Here is a 15,162-nt window from a genome sequence, read left to right on the forward strand (position 1 = left end):
ACACTTTTTAACTTCCCAAAATATCCTTAATACACTTATTCTTTTACAACTTTAAACTTAGTAGTTTTTTCTTTCCCTTTAAGCTTTAAATAATAAATACCTGAAGCATAAGAAGACATGTCTATTCTCGATCTCTTTTTATTTGAAGTTGTTTCCAATATTAATTGTCCCGAAATATTGTATAACTGAATAGAAATAGTTGTTTTTAAAGTAGAGTTTATGGTTAAAATAGATGTAACTGGATTAGGTGTTATGGTAAAATAATCGGAAACAACATCTTCAATTGCCAGTGTAGTAAACAAAATACAATCGCTCATCTCAGTACAAGAACCTAAAGTTGTTTCAACAGCATAATTACCAGTAACAATTGGATTAAACGTTTGATTTGTTTCTCCAGATATTAGTGTATTTGTATCACAATTGTACCATTGATAGCTAGCCGAATCTTGGTTTGAAGTTAAAGCCACAGAAGAACTTGTTATGGTGTTATCTACTGAAAGTAAGTTTCCTTTAGTAACCATGTAAGCCATAACTAATTTTGTTAATTCATGGAAGTACGGTAAATCTAAAGTACTTAACCTATCTGCCGATGAATGATAATAAGGTGATTGATCGTTAGTTTCCCAGGATTCACCAACCAACACTGCTGGATATCCATTGTTCCAAAAAGACGCGTGATCACTGGCTGAAGTTCCAGGGTTTACAACTATAGGATTCAAATTGAAAGTGTAGGTGTTTAAAAGACTTAACAAATCGTCTTTAATAGTTAATGAGCCATGTAAATCTCTTACATCAATATCAAAATCGTTATCGCCTGTTTCACCTGGATTATCACCATCGTAACCTATCATATCCATATTAATCACTCCAAGAATATTTAGATTATTGTTATTAGCCTGGTTGGCATAAAACCTAGACCCTCTTAATCCTATTTCTTCTTCATCCCAAAAAGCATAAACAATGGTATTCTCTATGCATTGTGTTGAAAGAATTCTAGCTACTTCCAAAACGGCAGCTGTTCCTGTTGCATTGTCGTCTGCACAATAATCTGCAATAGCATCATAATGTGCTGTAACTAGGTAGATATTGTCTGGATTTGTTTTCCCTAATTGCGTAGCAATAATGTTTTTACCAGTTGTATTAAAATCTTGTTCCTCAACAATTAAATTATCAAATTGCAGTAGTCTTTCTTTAATATATTCTGCAGCTAAATCGTTATTTGAATGCTGCCTATTTATTATAGTCACTTCTGTTCCATCGACAAGAGTAGATTGTTCTCCAGAAAATTCACTAACGGTTAATTCCAGTCTATTTATCTCTACTTTATCTATTAGGTTTTGAACTGTTTGCCCAAAAGAGCTTACAGAAATTAATACCAACACAATAATAACAAGTCTTTTCATCTAATTTTTTGGGCCTTTAATTTGGGTGTAAAGATAGTTTTTTTAAAAATAAACAATAAAAACATTTGGATTATTTAAATTTTACTCTACATTTGTAGAAGAACCTCTAAACTTGTAGAACAATGCAAAGCTTATCTAAAACCGAAGAAGATTTAATGAACCACCTATGGAAACTGGAAAAAGCATTTATGAAAGATTTGTTAGATATCTATCCAGAACCAAAGCCTGCAACTACTACTGTTGCGACTCTATTAAAACGGATGACAGAGAAAGGTTTTATCGATTATAAATTATACGGTAAGTCTAGGGAATACTTTCCATTAGTAAAAAAGAAAGACTATTTCTCCAAGCATGTTAACGGTTTGATAAAAAACTTTTTTAATGATAGTGCATCTCAATTTGCTTCATTTTTCACTAAAGAAACCAACTTAACAAAGGAAGAACTTGAAGATTTAAAAAAATTAATTGATTCCGAAATTAAAAACAAATAGCCATGGTAGAATACATCATAAAATCCAGCGCTTGTCTTGCAATTTTCTTACTCTTTTACAAATTGGTTTTAGAGAAAGAAAACATGCATGTTTTTAAAAGGGTTTACTTATTAGCATCTCTAATAATTTCTATAGGGATTCCTTTTATAAGTTTTACGCAGTTTATTGAAGTTCCCATGACTATTAATGAAACTGCAGTTAGCGATTCTACTTCAATGTCTTTAATGAACATTGATGAGTCAATAATCTATTTACCATATGTTTTATGGTCTGGGTATTTGCTAGGTGTTCTGTTTTTTGGATTAAAATTCAGTTACAACTTATGTAGCATCTTGCTTAAAATAAGTAGAAATCCGAAGTTAAAAAATCAAAAATCTATAAACGTTTTATTAGAAGAATTAATAGTTCCACACACTTTTTTAAAATATATTTTTCTAAATAAAACACTTTTTGAAACTCAAAAAATCCCTAAAGAAGTATTGATTCATGAAGAAGCTCACGTTTGTCAGAAGCATTCATTAGACATCTTATTTATTGAAATTTTTCAAATTGTATTATGGTTTAATCCGCTTATTTATATCCTAAAAAAGAACATAAAATTAAATCATGAATTTTTAGCAGATAGGGAAGTCATTAAAAAAGGAGTCAGTTTATCAACCTATCAACAAATTTTATTGGCATTCTCATCAAATGCTTTAGAACCACAATTGGCAACAGCCATTAATTATTCATCCATCAAAAAACGATTTACAGTTATGAAAACAACATCATCTAGAACAGCAATTTGGTTAAGAAGTTTATTCCTTCTCCCTTTGTTAGCACTATTAATTTTTAGCTTTAGCACTAAAAAAATAGTTGCAAAAGAAACGAAACTCATTAATAAAATAACGAAAGAAACACAACATAAAGCTAGTGAAGCAGAGTTTGCTGAATACAATAAGCTAGCAAAACACTACAACATGCAACCTTTAAATGAGCGAGTTGTTAAATTACAAGATGTTGAGCGTATGGAGTACATTTATAAAAAAATGAGTCAAGAGCAAAAAGCTTTAGCCGAACCATTTCCTAATTGTCCTCCACCTCCTCCACCTCCTCCAGCTCCACCTAAAGCTCCTGAAATGAGAATGGCTCACGATTTGCCACCTCCACCTCCAATTCCAGCTAATGCGACAGCTGAGGAAAGAATAAAATACCAGAAAACCATAGACGCTTATAATAACGGAAGTCCTGGTTATACATATAAAAATAAAAAGGGAGAAGATGTAACAGTTATACCAGATGAAGATAAAATGATTCCTCCACCTCCTCCTCCAAAATCGCCTTTAGATTTTGTAATTGAAATGGCAAAGAAGAATACTACATTTTATTTTGAGAAAGAAAAAATCTCGTCTGATGAGGCTATTAAGCTTCTAAAAGAAAATCAGTCTATTAATATTTCATCTAAAAATTCATCCTCTATAAACCCTAAAGTATATTTAAGCAAAGAGCCAATTACAATAGACAATTAACATAATTAAACAGATACCAACTATTTGAGCCTCGACATTTCGAGGCTTTTTTTGTAACAAACATGGCATAATTGCGTTCTAATAGTCTATCAATCAAAATCAAACAAATCATGTTAAAGAAATTCTTCATTCTTTGTTCTGGATCAGATTCAGACATCTTAGACACTTGTTCTAATGGCGAACAAAATAAATACGCTGGAATTGGAGCCACTGTATTTTTCACAGCAGTTATGGCATTTATTGCATCTAGTTATGCTCTTTATACAGTTTTCGACAATCCTTATATTGCTATAAGTTTCGGGCTTATCTGGGGCTTGCTTATTTTTAATCTAGATCGTTTTATTGTTTCAACCATCAAAAAACGTGATCGCTTTTTAGACGAATTCATCCAAGCTATACCTCGAATTATTTTAGCTGTTATTATAGCCATTGTTATTTCAAAACCTCTAGAACTAAAAATTTTCGAAAAGGAAATTAATCAGGTTTTATTGGATCAAAAAAATGAGTTAACCCTTGCTAACAAAAATCAAATCGCACAACAATTCACTCCAAAGATATCCGATTTAAAAAATCAAATTTCCGGTTTAGAACATCAGGTTTCAATAAAAAATGATGAAGTTAATCAGCTTTACAGTACTTACATTTCTGAAGCTGAAGGCACTGCTGGAACAAAGTTATTAGGTAAAGGCCCTGTTTACAAAGAAAAAAGAGACAAACACGATGCATCTTTAGCCGATTTATCAGAACTTAAAACAGAAAATAAAGCTAAAATCTCACTACTTGAAAGACAAATTTCAGATTTAGAAAAAAGCTACAATCTTCAAGTTGAAAACACTCAGCCAATAATTAACAGTTTTGATGGTCTAATGGCAAGAATTAATGCCTTGAATACATTGCCTTGGCTACCATCTTTTTTTATATTTTTATTGTTTTTGGCTATTGAAACCTCTCCAATAATCACAAAATTATTATCTCCAAAAGGTAGCTACGATTTTAAGCTAGAAGATTCAGAAAACATAATCAGTACATGGGCCAAACGAAATGTAAAAGAAAGGCAGGTATTATTGGAAACAGACATGGAATTGAATAATAAGATTTACAGTGATATAGCAGAGGAAGAGGAACTCTATAATTACAAACGTAAAAAAGCAAAACAACTTATGCAGTTACAAGCAGATGCCTTTTTTGAAAAACAGCAAAAACACTTAAATAAATTATAATCATTAGGTTGAATATTTACATATTGTAAACTTTATGTTTATTTTTACAGAAGCCAAAACGTATTTCTCTTATATATTTATGAGTAGTAATCCCTTTCATAAAATTGCTATCCTGCCTAATTTAATAATTCAAGGCAAGTCTAAATATGTTTGGAATGTATTTTTAAACAGGCTATACTCCAAAGAAATAGCTTTTGGTTTTAAACGGGATTTAAGCGTTACTATAAAAAAGCCTAGAACACTTAAACCCACTACTATTCGCAAGTATATTAAAGAAGACGAGAGTTATTTTACTGACAATCCTAATAATGGATTAATCCATAAGTTTAAAAACTGTTATGTTGGGATTACCAAAGAAGAGGTTCCTTGCGCTAGAGTTTGGCTTATTGATGCTTCTGAAAACAAAAAATTAAAATCTATTTGGGGAAAGAGGTTTCCTCAACTTAATCCTGATGAGGTATTATTAGAAAACGTGTTTACAGTCCCAAAATTTCGAGGCATGGGAATAATCCCTGCTTTTCTATATGATGTTGCGGAAAGAAGCAAAGATTTAGGTGCAAAATACGCCATTACTTTTGGGGAAGTAAAAAATGCTAACACCTCAAGATCTTATAACTATGCTGGCTTTACTCCTTATATAGTGAGAAATGTATCTTATTTTTTATTTATAAAGACAATTAAATTTCAAGAGATTTCAAGTAAACATTTAGATTCTTATAATAAATCAATTCAAAGAAAAACCACTTCAAAATAATCTATTTTACTTTTTTACCGGAAGCACTCATTTTCATTGCCTTTTCAAAACTTATTTTTTGAGGAATTTTATAAATTGCCAGTTTCTTTGAACATGTTTTTAGTATTTTTTCTTTTAATTGTGCTTCATTAAAAGATCCATTTGCTACTATAGTTGCTTGAATGGCTTCTCCAAACAAATCATCGTCGTAGCCAGATATTGTACAATCCATAACCTCTTCAACAGAAAGGATGACTTCTTCAATTTCTTTAGGACTCACTCTTTTACCTGCTACTTTTAAGATTTCTTTTTTTCTGGCCTTTAAATAATAATAGCCGTCTTCGTCAATTACTGCAACATCGCCAGTGTGAAGCCAACCCTTTTTAAGAGTCTTTCTCGTGTCTTCTTTTTCTTTAAAGTAACCTAACATGATATTTTTGCCTTTAGCTATTAGTTCACCTTCTTCATGAGCTCCTAAAGTTTCACCTTTTTCGTTCACGATTTTAAACTTTACGTTTGGTATTGGCTTACCTATTGAACTTATTTTTTCTTTAATCATTTTAGGTTCTAAATAAGACAATCTAGCTGTTGCTTCAGTTTGTCCATACATAACATAAAAATCAATGTCTGGAAAAGCTTGAGTAAATTCATCTATAAAAACACTATGTAATTTTCCACCTGCTTGTGTAACATATCTTAAATCTGGAAAAGACGTTGTTTTAAAGGTTTTAGATTTCTTTAATAGAATTTGAAAATGACTAGGAACACCAGCAAACCCGGTACATTTATAATTCTTAATATCGCTTATTACAGTACCCAGAAACATAAAACTATTGTTTAAAACAATAGAACCTCCAACTCTTAAATGTGTATGCAACAAGGATAACCCATAGCAGTAAAAGAATGGTAAAACCACACACATAATATCTTTTGAAGTGAGGTTTAAATATGAAATGATCGAGTCTGTATTAGCTATAATATTTTCATGACTAATCATAACTCCTTTTGGAGCTCCAGTAGAACCAGAAGTGAAAATTATTTCAGCCAGTTGATTTTTCTCAACCTCAACCCCATAATCATCTATGATTTGTGTTGCTAATATTTGTTGCAGATCTAATTCTTCTATAACATGTATTTTAGAAGGAATTTCATATTTAGAGTGCGCACTTTTAGCCATAAAAACCGTATCGCATTCCGTTGTATTTAATATAAAATCGAGATTGTCTTGTTCTATTGCAAAATTTAAAGGCACACAGACATTTCCAGATTTTAAAATTCCCAAATACGCTGTGATAAAAAATTCTGAATTAGGACTAATTAAAACAATATTCTTGTTTGCACCAACATATTTATTTAAAAACGTGGCTATTTTTAGACTATTTTTATAAAGGTTATTAAAAGAAATAGTTTCTTTTGAACCCAACAAAAAGTCCTTCTTGAGGTTTTGTGTAGATTCAAAAAAGTAATCAAAAACATTCATATTTTAGGGTTTAGAATATTGGTTTCATTCTTAAATATTCGGTTGTTTTTCTCTTTCTTTCAAAGCTCTTATAGATGTTCTCAATCTCTTTTGTTGTTTTGCCCATTACTTTCCCAACTTCTTCTGCTGGATAATTATTTTCCCAACCATACCAGATTAAATCCATAGATTCAAAAGGCATTTGATAAAAGAAATCTTCTTGAGATTGTTCTGCTGTGTAGGTATCTGTAGTTGGCGTTCTGTCTATAATTTCTTGAGGCACTCCTAAATGTTTTGCTAGTTGATAGACTTGAGTTTTATAAAAATGTCCAATTGGCATGACATCTGCTCCTCCATCACCATATTTTACAAAAAAACCTTGTTCTACTTCGTGCTTGTTAGGTGTTCCTATTACAGCATAGTGCATGCGTTCTGCATGATAGTACAACATAGACATTCTACTACGTTGTTTAAAATTAGTTGAAGCTACTATTTGTAAATATTCTCTAGCAGGCAAGAGCTTGCTTACCACATCTCCATTTGGTTTGATAACTGTTATTGAAAAAATAGCTGGAATATTTTCAGCAATATTTTGTTTGATTTCAATTTTAGCTTTATCTACTTTTTTATCAAAATCTGGAATTACTCTTAAAATAGCTTCATCTCTTCTTTCGTAACATCCAAAACCATCTAAGGCTTTTGTAATATCTTCAATTAAGGTACTAACACCATAAGTAGCTGCTAATTTTTCGGCTAAATGTCTGCTATCATCACTAGAATCTTGTTCCGGAAGCATGATACCTAATACATTTTTAGAACCAAAAGCTTTTGCAGACAAAGCCAAGCAAACAGAGGAATCAATGCCTCCACTTATACCAACAATAGCTCCACGACGTTGTAAATTTTTAGTCACATCCATTTTAAGTTTGGCTATAATATCATTACAAACTTGATCTATGTTTTCAATATGAATGATGTCTTTTGAGAATGGCTTACGTGCTTCTGATTTCATGATGTTTTGTTTTTATTCAATAATTATTTTATCTAGTGCTATTAATTGGTCAGGATTTAGTTTTGGAATGGACTTATTTATAAATAAATCGTATAAAATTTGGATGGACAAAATAGCTGTCATAGCCATATTATCTATCTCAGAAACCCCTTTATTTGATGTTATCTTAGCCTGTAAATTCTTTACATGTTCTGGGTTAAAAACACCAAATTCTTTGATGTAATCTTCTGAGAGCATGGTTTTTAAATATTCTGGCAAGTCATTAGAAACAAAAAGGCTTCGAATGGGAGCTCGATAGGCTTGCTTGGATCTGTTTAAAATTTCTTCCGGCAATCTGCCTACCATCATTTTTTTAAGAAGATATTTTTCATTTAATCCTTTAAGTTTTAAATCGGGGTGTAATTTCATACAGAACTCAATAACTCTATGATCTAAAAAAGGATAACGTCCTTCAATGGAATTAGCCATCCCCATTCTATCGCCTTGACTAGACAACAAGTAACCTGACATAAACAAATGAATCTCCAACCATTGTGCTTTTGTAAGATAATCGAAGTCTTTTAATCTAGATTCTAACTGATTTTCTAAATTCTCGATTGGCGAATAATCTTTAATATTTTCTTTAATGGTGTTAGAAAAATAATTCTTAATTCTGCTGGTATTATGCCATCTCAACAAATGGGAATAAATTGGAGATTGTGTTTCGTTAAGCTTATAACCAAAAAACATTTTTAGCATGTTACTGCTTGATTTGCTAATTTGTGGCAAGTATGGATACAACCTTTTTAATAATAAAGGTCTGTATTTAGAATTTGGATCTTTTGCCCAAAAGTGTTTAATTTTTGTTTCTTTAAATATATTATAACCTCCTAAAAGTTCATCTGCGCCTTCTCCAGTAATAACCACTTTAATGTTTTGGTCTTTAACGCTTTTAGAAAGTAAACTCATAGGTGTTGGAGCAGTTCTTAAAAGTGGTGCTTCAGCAAACCAAACAACGTCTTTAAAGTGATTTGAAATGTCTTTTTCACTACAAGTAACACTAGAATGCTCTGTATTAAAATAAGAAGCAGCTATGTTTTGATAAGAAGATTCGTCGAAATCTTTTTCTGTAAAACCAATTGAAAAAGTTCTAAGTTTTTTTGGAGACACCTGTTTTATGAAAGAAGTTGTTATACTTGAATCAATCCCTCCACTTAAGTAAGCTGCTACTGGCACATCTGCTCGAAGTCGTAATTTAATAGAATCTAAAAAGATATCTTCAAAAGCTTTAGTAGCGTCTTCAAGATTTGTAAACTCGTAATCAGCTGGTTTTACTATTGGCAATTCCCAATAAATCACACTTTTAACTTCTTCAGAATTAATAAGCATATAAGTTCCTGGAGGCACTTCAAAAACATCTTCAAAAACAGTATTTGGAGATAAAGCGGTCCAAAAGGTCACATATTCTGAAAGGGCTTTGTTAGAAAATTTTAAATTGATTTCAGGATATTCTAAAAAGGATTTAATTTCGGAAGCAAAAAGAAAAACGTTATCATTTTGCGAATAAAATAGTGGTCTAATACCCACACGGTCTCTTGCTAAAAACAACTCTTCTTTATGTTTATCCCAAATAGCGATGGCAAATTGTCCGTTTAATTTATTGAGACATTCTGGTCCATATTCTGCATATAGATGAAGGATTACTTCAGTATCACTTTGGGTTTTAAAGCTGTATTTTTTTTGAAGCAAATCTTCCCTTAATTCGACATAATTATATATTTCCCCATTAAACACAATCCATAAAGAATCATCCTGGTTAGAAATAGGCATAACCCCAGAACTTAGATCAATAATGCTTAACCTTACACTACCTAAGCCTACTTTATTAGAGACATAAACACCACTTTGGTCTGGACCACGATGTTTAATTCTAGTAAGCATGTGTTGTAATGTAGAAACAGATTGTTCTTTCTTTAAGTCTCCATAAAAGCCAGCTATGCCACACATATCAAGTTAGTTGTTGGTTGCTGAAGGAATTAAACCTTTACTGAAAGTTTATTATTTACAAAGGAAACTATATTGTTGATGGATTCGAAATTTTTTGGATTCAATTCATCATCATTAACTTCTACTTCAAAGGTTTCTCCTAAAAATTCGATAAGAAATAATAATCCCATAGAATCTAGCAAGCCGTTTTCAAAGATTAAAGCATCGTCTTCAACATCTTTAACATCAGATAATGAAGCTTCTAAAATATATTTTTTAATTTCTGTTTTAACGTCGTTTTTACTTTTCATTTTTAATATATAACAATTAATAACACAGACATTCTAATATAGAATTGGAACGTCAATCTATTTCACTATTAATATGCTTAGGGAAAATAAAATAGTTTAAGATAATAGCTTATTTAATAATCTAATATAATTCTATTTAGTAAACTATATAACAGCATTTTAAACTATTCGTTAAAGTTGACAAAACATTAGACAAGTTACAAACAAAACAAGTTTAGAACTTTCATTTAAGACTTTGATTTCTTAAAAATGAATCTCTACATATCGTTTTAATTATTATTATCTTTATAAAAAGTTATATAAAACATGAAAAATATTGCCTTAATCGATGACGATTTTATTGAAAAAAATACAGATTTTCCTACTCTTATTTCCAAACTAAAAGAGGGTTTTTCTTCTACATCTATTGAAGTTCCCATGCGACATCATCATGATTTTCCAAACCCTAAAGAACAAATGGATTCCACCCTGTTATTGATGCCTGCGTGGAACCCTAGTAAAGAAGCTGGAGTAAAAATAGTAACCGTAAGCCCTAATAATGGCGTTTATAATTTACCTTCTATACAAGGGACATATCTTTATTTAGACGCACATAAAGGAACAATAAAAGCTATCTTATCAGCAAAATCTTTAACAGCAAAACGTACTGCAGCAGCATCTGCTCTAGCTTCAAGTTATTTATCAAGAAAGAATTCATCATCACTTTTAATGATTGGAACCGGAGCGCTATCTGTAAACTTAATATTAGCACATGCAAGTGTTAGACCTATAAAAAAAGTATATGTTTGGGGAAGAAGCCTCGAAAAAGCGAAAGACATTTGCGAACAATTATCTAATGAAGAATTTAGCATAAGTCCTATTGAAAACATTGCTGATGTTATTTCGGAAGTAGATATTATATCTTCAGCCACTTTATCTAAAACTCCTCTGGTTTTGGGCAGCTTTTTAAAGACTGGGCAACATGTAGATTTGGTAGGAGCATATAAAAAAGACATGCGTGAAGCAGATGATGAAGTTCTAAAAAAGTCAAGTGTATTTATAGATACTTATCAAGGTGGTCTAAAAGAAAGTGGAGATATTGTTATTCCTCTTAAAAATGGTGTCATTAATGAAAATGACATCAAAGCCGATTTATTTGAATTATGCACCAACAAAAAACAAGGCAGACTAAACAATCAAGAAATTACATATTTTAAATCTGTTGGTCATGCTTTAGAAGATTTAGCAGCTGCATCTTATTATTATAAAATATTTAAAAATGACTAATACATATAGAAACATATTATCAAAAACAGAATTCAAACCAAATACAGATTGGCTGCAAATAAAAACCATAGACATGCACACTGGAGGAGAACCCTTACGTGTTATAATTAGTGGTTTTCCAGAACTAAAAGGAAATTCAGTTTTAGAATATCGTAGATATTGCAAAGACAATTACGATTATTTACGCACATCTCTAATGTTTGAGCCTCGTGGTCATGCAGATATGTACGGCTGTATTTTATTGCCACCAAATGATGCTGATGGCGATTTTGGAGTAATCTTTTTACATAACGAAGGCTATTCTACCATGTGTGGACATGCTATTATTGCCATTTCCACTTTAGCAATAAAAATGAATTGGATTGAAGCAAAAGAAGGTGAAAACATTTTGAAAATAGATGCACCTTGTGGGAGAATTACCTCTTTTGCACTAGTTGTAAATGGTGAGGTTGCAGGAGTTCGTTTTCATTGTGTTCCAAGTTTTGTAGTAGGATTAGATAGAACCGTAGAAGTTGCAGGTTTAGGAAAAGTAACATACGACTTAGCCTATGGAGGTGCTTTTTATGCATATGTTGATATGAATAAAAATAATTTTGATTTTGATTTGACATCTAATTCTTATCGAACATTAATAACTCAGGGAATGGCCATAAAACATGCTGTTATGAAACAGGATAAAGAAATTTTACATCCTTTTGAAAACGACTTAAGCTTTTTATATGGAACCATTTTTATTGGTGATGCTTTAGATAAAATTAATGACAATAGAAATGTCTGTATTTTTGCTGAAGGGGAAGTCGATAGAAGTCCAACGGGCTCTGGAGTTTCTGGACGAATGGCAATCCATAAAGCACGAAAAGAACTGGGTTTTAATGAAAAAATGAAGATTGAAAGTATTACAGATTCTGTCTTTGTAGGCTCCATTGTTTCCGAAGCAGATTACGGACCTTTTACTGCCATAATTCCTCAAGTTGAAGGCACAGCCTATATTACTGGAATGCACACCTTTGTTATAGACCCTAAAGACCCAATGAAAAATGGATTTATATTAAGATAACAAAAACTGTAAACTTTACTAAACACAAAATCATGAAAAAAACACTCTTATTATGTGGCTTACTTTTTACTTTGGTTTGTTCAGCCCAAACTAATTACAACAAAGATAAAGAAGCTATTTTAGCTGTTTTGTCTTTACAAGAAACTGCATGGAACAAGCATGATCTTGAAGGCTATATGGAAGGCTATTGGAGAAATGATTCACTTAAATTTTATGACAAAAATGGATTAACCTTTGGTTGGAACAAAACCCTGGCTAACTATAAAAAAGGCTATCCAACACAAGCTGAAAGTGGAGTCTTAAAATTTGTAATTAACGACCTTTCCAAAATTGAGGACAATTCCTATTGGGTAATGGGAGAATACCATTTAACTAGAGAAATTGGTAACGCCAATGGTGTCTTTATAATAATCTTTAAGAAAATAAATAATGAATGGAAAATAATTGCAGATATGACTGCTAATTAGGCTGCATCATTTGTTTTAAAATGATCGTATAAATCCTTACATCCAAAGCCAATAATAGATAATTGTTTCTTTAAAACAATAGACTCATTATGAAGCTGTGCTAAGGCTTTAACACCTTCTTTATCGATACTTTGAAGTCCTTCGATACTAATGGTTACAGACTGAAGTCTTTCAAAAACATCTTGAAATTCTTGTTGAAATATTCCAACAGATTGCCTGTTTAAAACACCTGTTACTTTAAAAAAATTGTTGTAGTGAGTAATAGAAAGGTTCATAATAACATAAATTAAGTTTATCAATCTGTTTATGCTATTAATCAGTTTTGATGTTGTAAATATATATTTATTAGATACTTACAAATAAAAAATTCGACAAAAGCCCTAAGAATTAGACAAAAGAAAAAACCGTGTTTATTTACTCGACAAACTACCTGAATTTCAACAAATATTTCTTAATTATTTACAAATAAGACTATTACAACTTTAGGTTTTCTTTACGTACTTAGTAATTATAACTATATTCTGTCCATCTACCTTACCTTCTATATATTCAGCATTTTCATGATCCAAACGAATATTTCTAACAGCAGTCCCTTGTTTGGCAACCATGCTAGAACCTTTTACTTTTAGGTCTTTTATTAAAACAACCGAATCGCCATTATCTAAAATAACGCCATTAGAATCTCTATGAATTATTTTATTTGCCTCATCTTCATGTTCACCAGTAGCTCTTGCTAATGCTAAAGCTTCATCATCCAGATACATCATGTCCAACAAGTCTTTTGGCCAACCTTCGTTACGCAATCTTTGCAGCATTCTCCAAGACAGAATTTGCACAGCAACATGCTCGTTCCACATACAGTCGTTTAAACACCTCCAATGGTTGGGGTCCATGTCTGTATTTCCTTCAATCTGATCTAAACAGGTTTTACATACCAATACACTATTATCTACACTTTCGTTTAAAGATGGTGGTAAAGTATATTGTGTTAAGCCTTCTTTAGAAGTGCATAATTCGCAAGTGTTATTGCTTCTTTCTTGAAGTGTTTGTAATACGCTCATGGGATATTCGATTTTTGATTTTAGAAGTCAGATTTCTGAATTGCAAAAATAGTGTTTTTATTGAAGAGAATCACGCATTTTTTTTGTCATTCCTTTTACAACCATGTCGTAAGAATGATCGATAAGTTCGCAGATAAATTTTGGAGATAATTTGCCTTCATGAATATAAAGTGTGTTCCAATGTTTTTTACTCATGTGATAACCAGCTCGAATACTGCTGTACTCTTCACGTAGTTCTATTGCGTACTCTGGGTTGCATTTTAAATTAATGGCTTTTTCTCCTGCTTCCCATTTTTTTAGTGAAATTAAAGCAAACATTTTACCTAAAACCTTAAATACCAATGTGTCTTCATCGAAAGGAAAATCTTCTGTAGTTCCTTTCTTGCTTAAGCAGTAGTCACAAAGTTGTTCAATGTTTATCATAAAGGCTAATACATTATTTCATACAAAACAGGCTTACTTGGAGATGCATCATTTTCAAAAGGTGCAATTTGTAGATTTAAAAAATAAGTACCATCCATCACGGAATTAGGAACAAAAATAAATTCTGTTATGGTTGCATCCATTCTTGCTCTTCCAGCTGTATTCCAAAACGCATGGTGAGCTAGCAGTTCACCATCGTCTTTCTCCTTATCCACACTTGGCAAATCTATTAGCAAATGCTTCACACCTTTTTCACGTAAATAAATAGCAGCTTCCGACAATAGATATGGGGGGTTGGTATGTGAATATTGATGGGATAATTTCTCGTTAGTATTAGGAATGGTTCTAATAACAACTGCATCCCGTTTTTTATTTCCTAAGGCAAATTGAAGTTGCTTTTTAGAGATAACAAAGTCTTTCCCTTTTTTTTCTGGAGCAACTGTAATCACTTCTGCTAAAAAGAAAAACTGCTTTAAACTATCATTAATGGAATGAACTTTTTCAGTAATATGTCCTACACACTCGGTATGTGTGCCATGAGCATGAGGATTAAACCAAATATTATTAAAATTAATATCTGCACCTTCTGCTACACTTGCAACCCATTCATCTTCTTTTACAGGCTCTATTTTTGGTTCTTCTAAATACCAAGCATTCACATTATTTTTTGATGCTTTTAAAGGAATAGAAATATCCAAAGGTTTCGACAAGTCTATTTGACGTTTTTTTGAATTGTATTGTATGGTTGCTAGCATAAATTCTGAAATAATAGTTTACTAAATAATT

Annotated in this window: 16 protein-coding genes; 7 read left to right on the plus strand and 9 right to left on the minus strand. The window is 31.6% G+C overall.

The window, feature by feature from the left end:
* Window positions 1-35 precede the first annotated feature (35 nt).
* Window positions 36-1,403 (minus strand): M28 family peptidase, encoded by a 1,368-nt coding sequence (locus OS191_RS08825; protein WP_267155325.1) that lies wholly within the window; start codon window positions 1,401-1,403, stop codon window positions 36-38.
* Window positions 1,404-1,525: 122 nt separating this feature from the next.
* Between OS191_RS08825 and OS191_RS08830 the strand changes: the two genes are divergently transcribed.
* The 4 genes from OS191_RS08830 to OS191_RS08845 all read left to right on the plus strand — a co-directional run bounded on the left by OS191_RS08830 (window position 1,526) and on the right by OS191_RS08845 (window position 5,376).
* Window positions 1,526-1,894: a BlaI/MecI/CopY family transcriptional regulator gene (locus tag OS191_RS08830; protein WP_267155326.1), complete on the plus strand. Its 369-nt coding sequence runs from the start codon at window positions 1,526-1,528 to the stop codon at window positions 1,892-1,894.
* A gap of 2 nt (window positions 1,895-1,896) precedes the next feature.
* On the plus strand, window positions 1,897-3,402 hold the full coding sequence (locus OS191_RS08835) for a M56 family metallopeptidase (RefSeq protein WP_267155327.1): 1,506 nt from the start codon (window positions 1,897-1,899) through the stop codon (window positions 3,400-3,402).
* Window positions 3,403-3,512: 110 nt separating this feature from the next.
* The gene (locus OS191_RS08840) at window positions 3,513-4,622 is read left to right on the plus strand and encodes a DUF4407 domain-containing protein (protein ID WP_267155328.1); all 1,110 of its coding nucleotides are present in this window, start codon (window positions 3,513-3,515) and stop codon (window positions 4,620-4,622) included.
* A 34-nt stretch (window positions 4,623-4,656) separates the two neighbouring features.
* The gene (locus OS191_RS08845) at window positions 4,657-5,376 is read left to right on the plus strand and encodes a hypothetical protein (RefSeq protein WP_267155329.1); all 720 of its coding nucleotides are present in this window, start codon (window positions 4,657-4,659) and stop codon (window positions 5,374-5,376) included.
* A 1-nt stretch (window position 5,377) separates the two neighbouring features.
* Here the strand turns inward: OS191_RS08845 and OS191_RS08850 are convergent, their stop codons facing one another.
* Genes OS191_RS08850 through OS191_RS08865 form a run of 4 tightly spaced genes read right to left on the minus strand, consistent with a single transcriptional unit; the run spans window position 5,378 to window position 10,102 of the window.
* Window positions 5,378-6,835 carry an AMP-binding protein gene (locus tag OS191_RS08850; protein WP_267155330.1) on the minus strand — a complete coding sequence of 486 codons (1,458 nt, stop codon included), beginning with the start codon at window positions 6,833-6,835 and terminating at the stop codon, window positions 5,378-5,380.
* Window positions 6,836-6,845: 10 nt separating this feature from the next.
* The gene (gene nadE / locus OS191_RS08855; protein WP_267155331.1) at window positions 6,846-7,826 is read right to left on the minus strand and encodes an NAD(+) synthase; all 981 of its coding nucleotides are present in this window, start codon (window positions 7,824-7,826) and stop codon (window positions 6,846-6,848) included.
* 12 nt (window positions 7,827-7,838) lie between these two features.
* Window positions 7,839-9,812 carry an asparagine synthase (glutamine-hydrolyzing) gene (asnB, locus tag OS191_RS08860; protein ID WP_267155332.1) on the minus strand — a complete coding sequence of 658 codons (1,974 nt, stop codon included), beginning with the start codon at window positions 9,810-9,812 and terminating at the stop codon, window positions 7,839-7,841.
* 29 nt (window positions 9,813-9,841) lie between these two features.
* A complete protein-coding gene (locus OS191_RS08865; protein WP_267155333.1) occupies window positions 9,842-10,102 on the minus strand; it encodes an acyl carrier protein in 261 nt (86 codons plus the stop codon).
* Window positions 10,103-10,408: 306 nt separating this feature from the next.
* Between OS191_RS08865 and lhpI the strand changes: the two genes are divergently transcribed.
* From lhpI to OS191_RS08880, 3 genes are read left to right on the plus strand one after another with little or no spacing between them, the layout of a single operon-like run.
* Window positions 10,409-11,368, plus strand: a complete 960-nt coding sequence (lhpI, locus tag OS191_RS08870; RefSeq protein WP_267155334.1) for a bifunctional Delta(1)-pyrroline-2-carboxylate/Delta(1)-piperideine-2-carboxylate reductase — start codon at window positions 10,409-10,411, stop codon at window positions 11,366-11,368.
* The gene (locus OS191_RS08875) at window positions 11,361-12,425 is read left to right on the plus strand and encodes a proline racemase family protein (RefSeq protein ID WP_267155335.1); all 1,065 of its coding nucleotides are present in this window, start codon (window positions 11,361-11,363) and stop codon (window positions 12,423-12,425) included. Before lhpI ends, OS191_RS08875 begins: the two co-directional genes overlap by 8 nt.
* Before the next feature lie 32 nt (window positions 12,426-12,457).
* Window positions 12,458-12,892 (plus strand): YybH family protein, encoded by a 435-nt coding sequence (locus OS191_RS08880; protein ID WP_267155336.1) that lies wholly within the window; start codon window positions 12,458-12,460, stop codon window positions 12,890-12,892.
* Here the strand turns inward: OS191_RS08880 and OS191_RS08885 are convergent.
* From OS191_RS08885 to OS191_RS08900, 4 genes are all read right to left on the minus strand, one after another.
* Complete coding sequence (locus OS191_RS08885; RefSeq protein ID WP_267155337.1) at window positions 12,889-13,167, minus strand: hypothetical protein; 279 nt, start codon at window positions 13,165-13,167, stop codon at window positions 12,889-12,891. The genes OS191_RS08880 and OS191_RS08885 overlap by 4 nt on opposite strands.
* A 207-nt stretch (window positions 13,168-13,374) precedes the next feature.
* Window positions 13,375-13,953 (minus strand): PhnA domain-containing protein, encoded by a 579-nt coding sequence (locus OS191_RS08890; protein ID WP_267155338.1) that lies wholly within the window; start codon window positions 13,951-13,953, stop codon window positions 13,375-13,377.
* A gap of 57 nt (window positions 13,954-14,010) precedes the next feature.
* A complete protein-coding gene (locus OS191_RS08895) occupies window positions 14,011-14,373 on the minus strand; it encodes an MmcQ/YjbR family DNA-binding protein (protein ID WP_267155783.1) in 363 nt (120 codons plus the stop codon).
* A gap of 8 nt (window positions 14,374-14,381) precedes the next feature.
* Window positions 14,382-15,131, minus strand: coding sequence for a cyclase family protein (locus OS191_RS08900; protein ID WP_267155339.1), 750 nt, complete (start codon window positions 15,129-15,131; stop codon window positions 14,382-14,384).
* Between the last annotated feature and the right edge of the window lie 31 nt (window positions 15,132-15,162).

This window comes from Xanthomarina sp. F2636L (assembly GCF_026410195.1).
In the GTDB taxonomy this organism is placed as follows: Bacteria; Bacteroidota; Bacteroidia; order Flavobacteriales; family Flavobacteriaceae; genus Xanthomarina.

What these genes read in the sequence shown, in the direction of transcription:
- OS191_RS08885 (WP_267155337.1), bottom strand. Translation starts at nt 13,167, where the DNA reads ATGAACCTTTCTATTACTCACTACAACAATTTTTTTAAAGTAACAGGT.
- lhpI (WP_267155334.1), top strand. Translation starts at nt 10,409, where the DNA reads ATGAAAAATATTGCCTTAATCGATGACGATTTTATTGAAAAAAATACA.
- OS191_RS08850 (WP_267155330.1), bottom strand. Translation starts at nt 6,835, where the DNA reads ATGAATGTTTTTGATTACTTTTTTGAATCTACACAAAACCTCAAGAAG.
- OS191_RS08845 (WP_267155329.1), top strand. Translation starts at nt 4,657, where the DNA reads ATGTTTATTTTTACAGAAGCCAAAACGTATTTCTCTTATATATTTATG.
- OS191_RS08830 (WP_267155326.1), top strand. Translation starts at nt 1,526, where the DNA reads ATGCAAAGCTTATCTAAAACCGAAGAAGATTTAATGAACCACCTATGG.
- nadE (WP_267155331.1), bottom strand. Translation starts at nt 7,826, where the DNA reads ATGAAATCAGAAGCACGTAAGCCATTCTCAAAAGACATCATTCATATT.
- OS191_RS08840 (WP_267155328.1), top strand. Translation starts at nt 3,513, where the DNA reads ATGTTAAAGAAATTCTTCATTCTTTGTTCTGGATCAGATTCAGACATC.
- OS191_RS08825 (WP_267155325.1), bottom strand. Translation starts at nt 1,403, where the DNA reads ATGAAAAGACTTGTTATTATTGTGTTGGTATTAATTTCTGTAAGCTCT.
- OS191_RS08890 (WP_267155338.1), bottom strand. Translation starts at nt 13,953, where the DNA reads ATGAGCGTATTACAAACACTTCAAGAAAGAAGCAATAACACTTGCGAA.
- asnB (WP_267155332.1), bottom strand. Translation starts at nt 9,812, where the DNA reads ATGTGTGGCATAGCTGGCTTTTATGGAGACTTAAAGAAAGAACAATCT.
- OS191_RS08835 (WP_267155327.1), top strand. Translation starts at nt 1,897, where the DNA reads ATGGTAGAATACATCATAAAATCCAGCGCTTGTCTTGCAATTTTCTTA.
- OS191_RS08880 (WP_267155336.1), top strand. Translation starts at nt 12,458, where the DNA reads ATGAAAAAAACACTCTTATTATGTGGCTTACTTTTTACTTTGGTTTGT.
- OS191_RS08900 (WP_267155339.1), bottom strand. Translation starts at nt 15,131, where the DNA reads ATGCTAGCAACCATACAATACAATTCAAAAAAACGTCAAATAGACTTG.
- OS191_RS08865 (WP_267155333.1), bottom strand. Translation starts at nt 10,102, where the DNA reads ATGAAAAGTAAAAACGACGTTAAAACAGAAATTAAAAAATATATTTTA.
- OS191_RS08875 (WP_267155335.1), top strand. Translation starts at nt 11,361, where the DNA reads ATGACTAATACATATAGAAACATATTATCAAAAACAGAATTCAAACCA.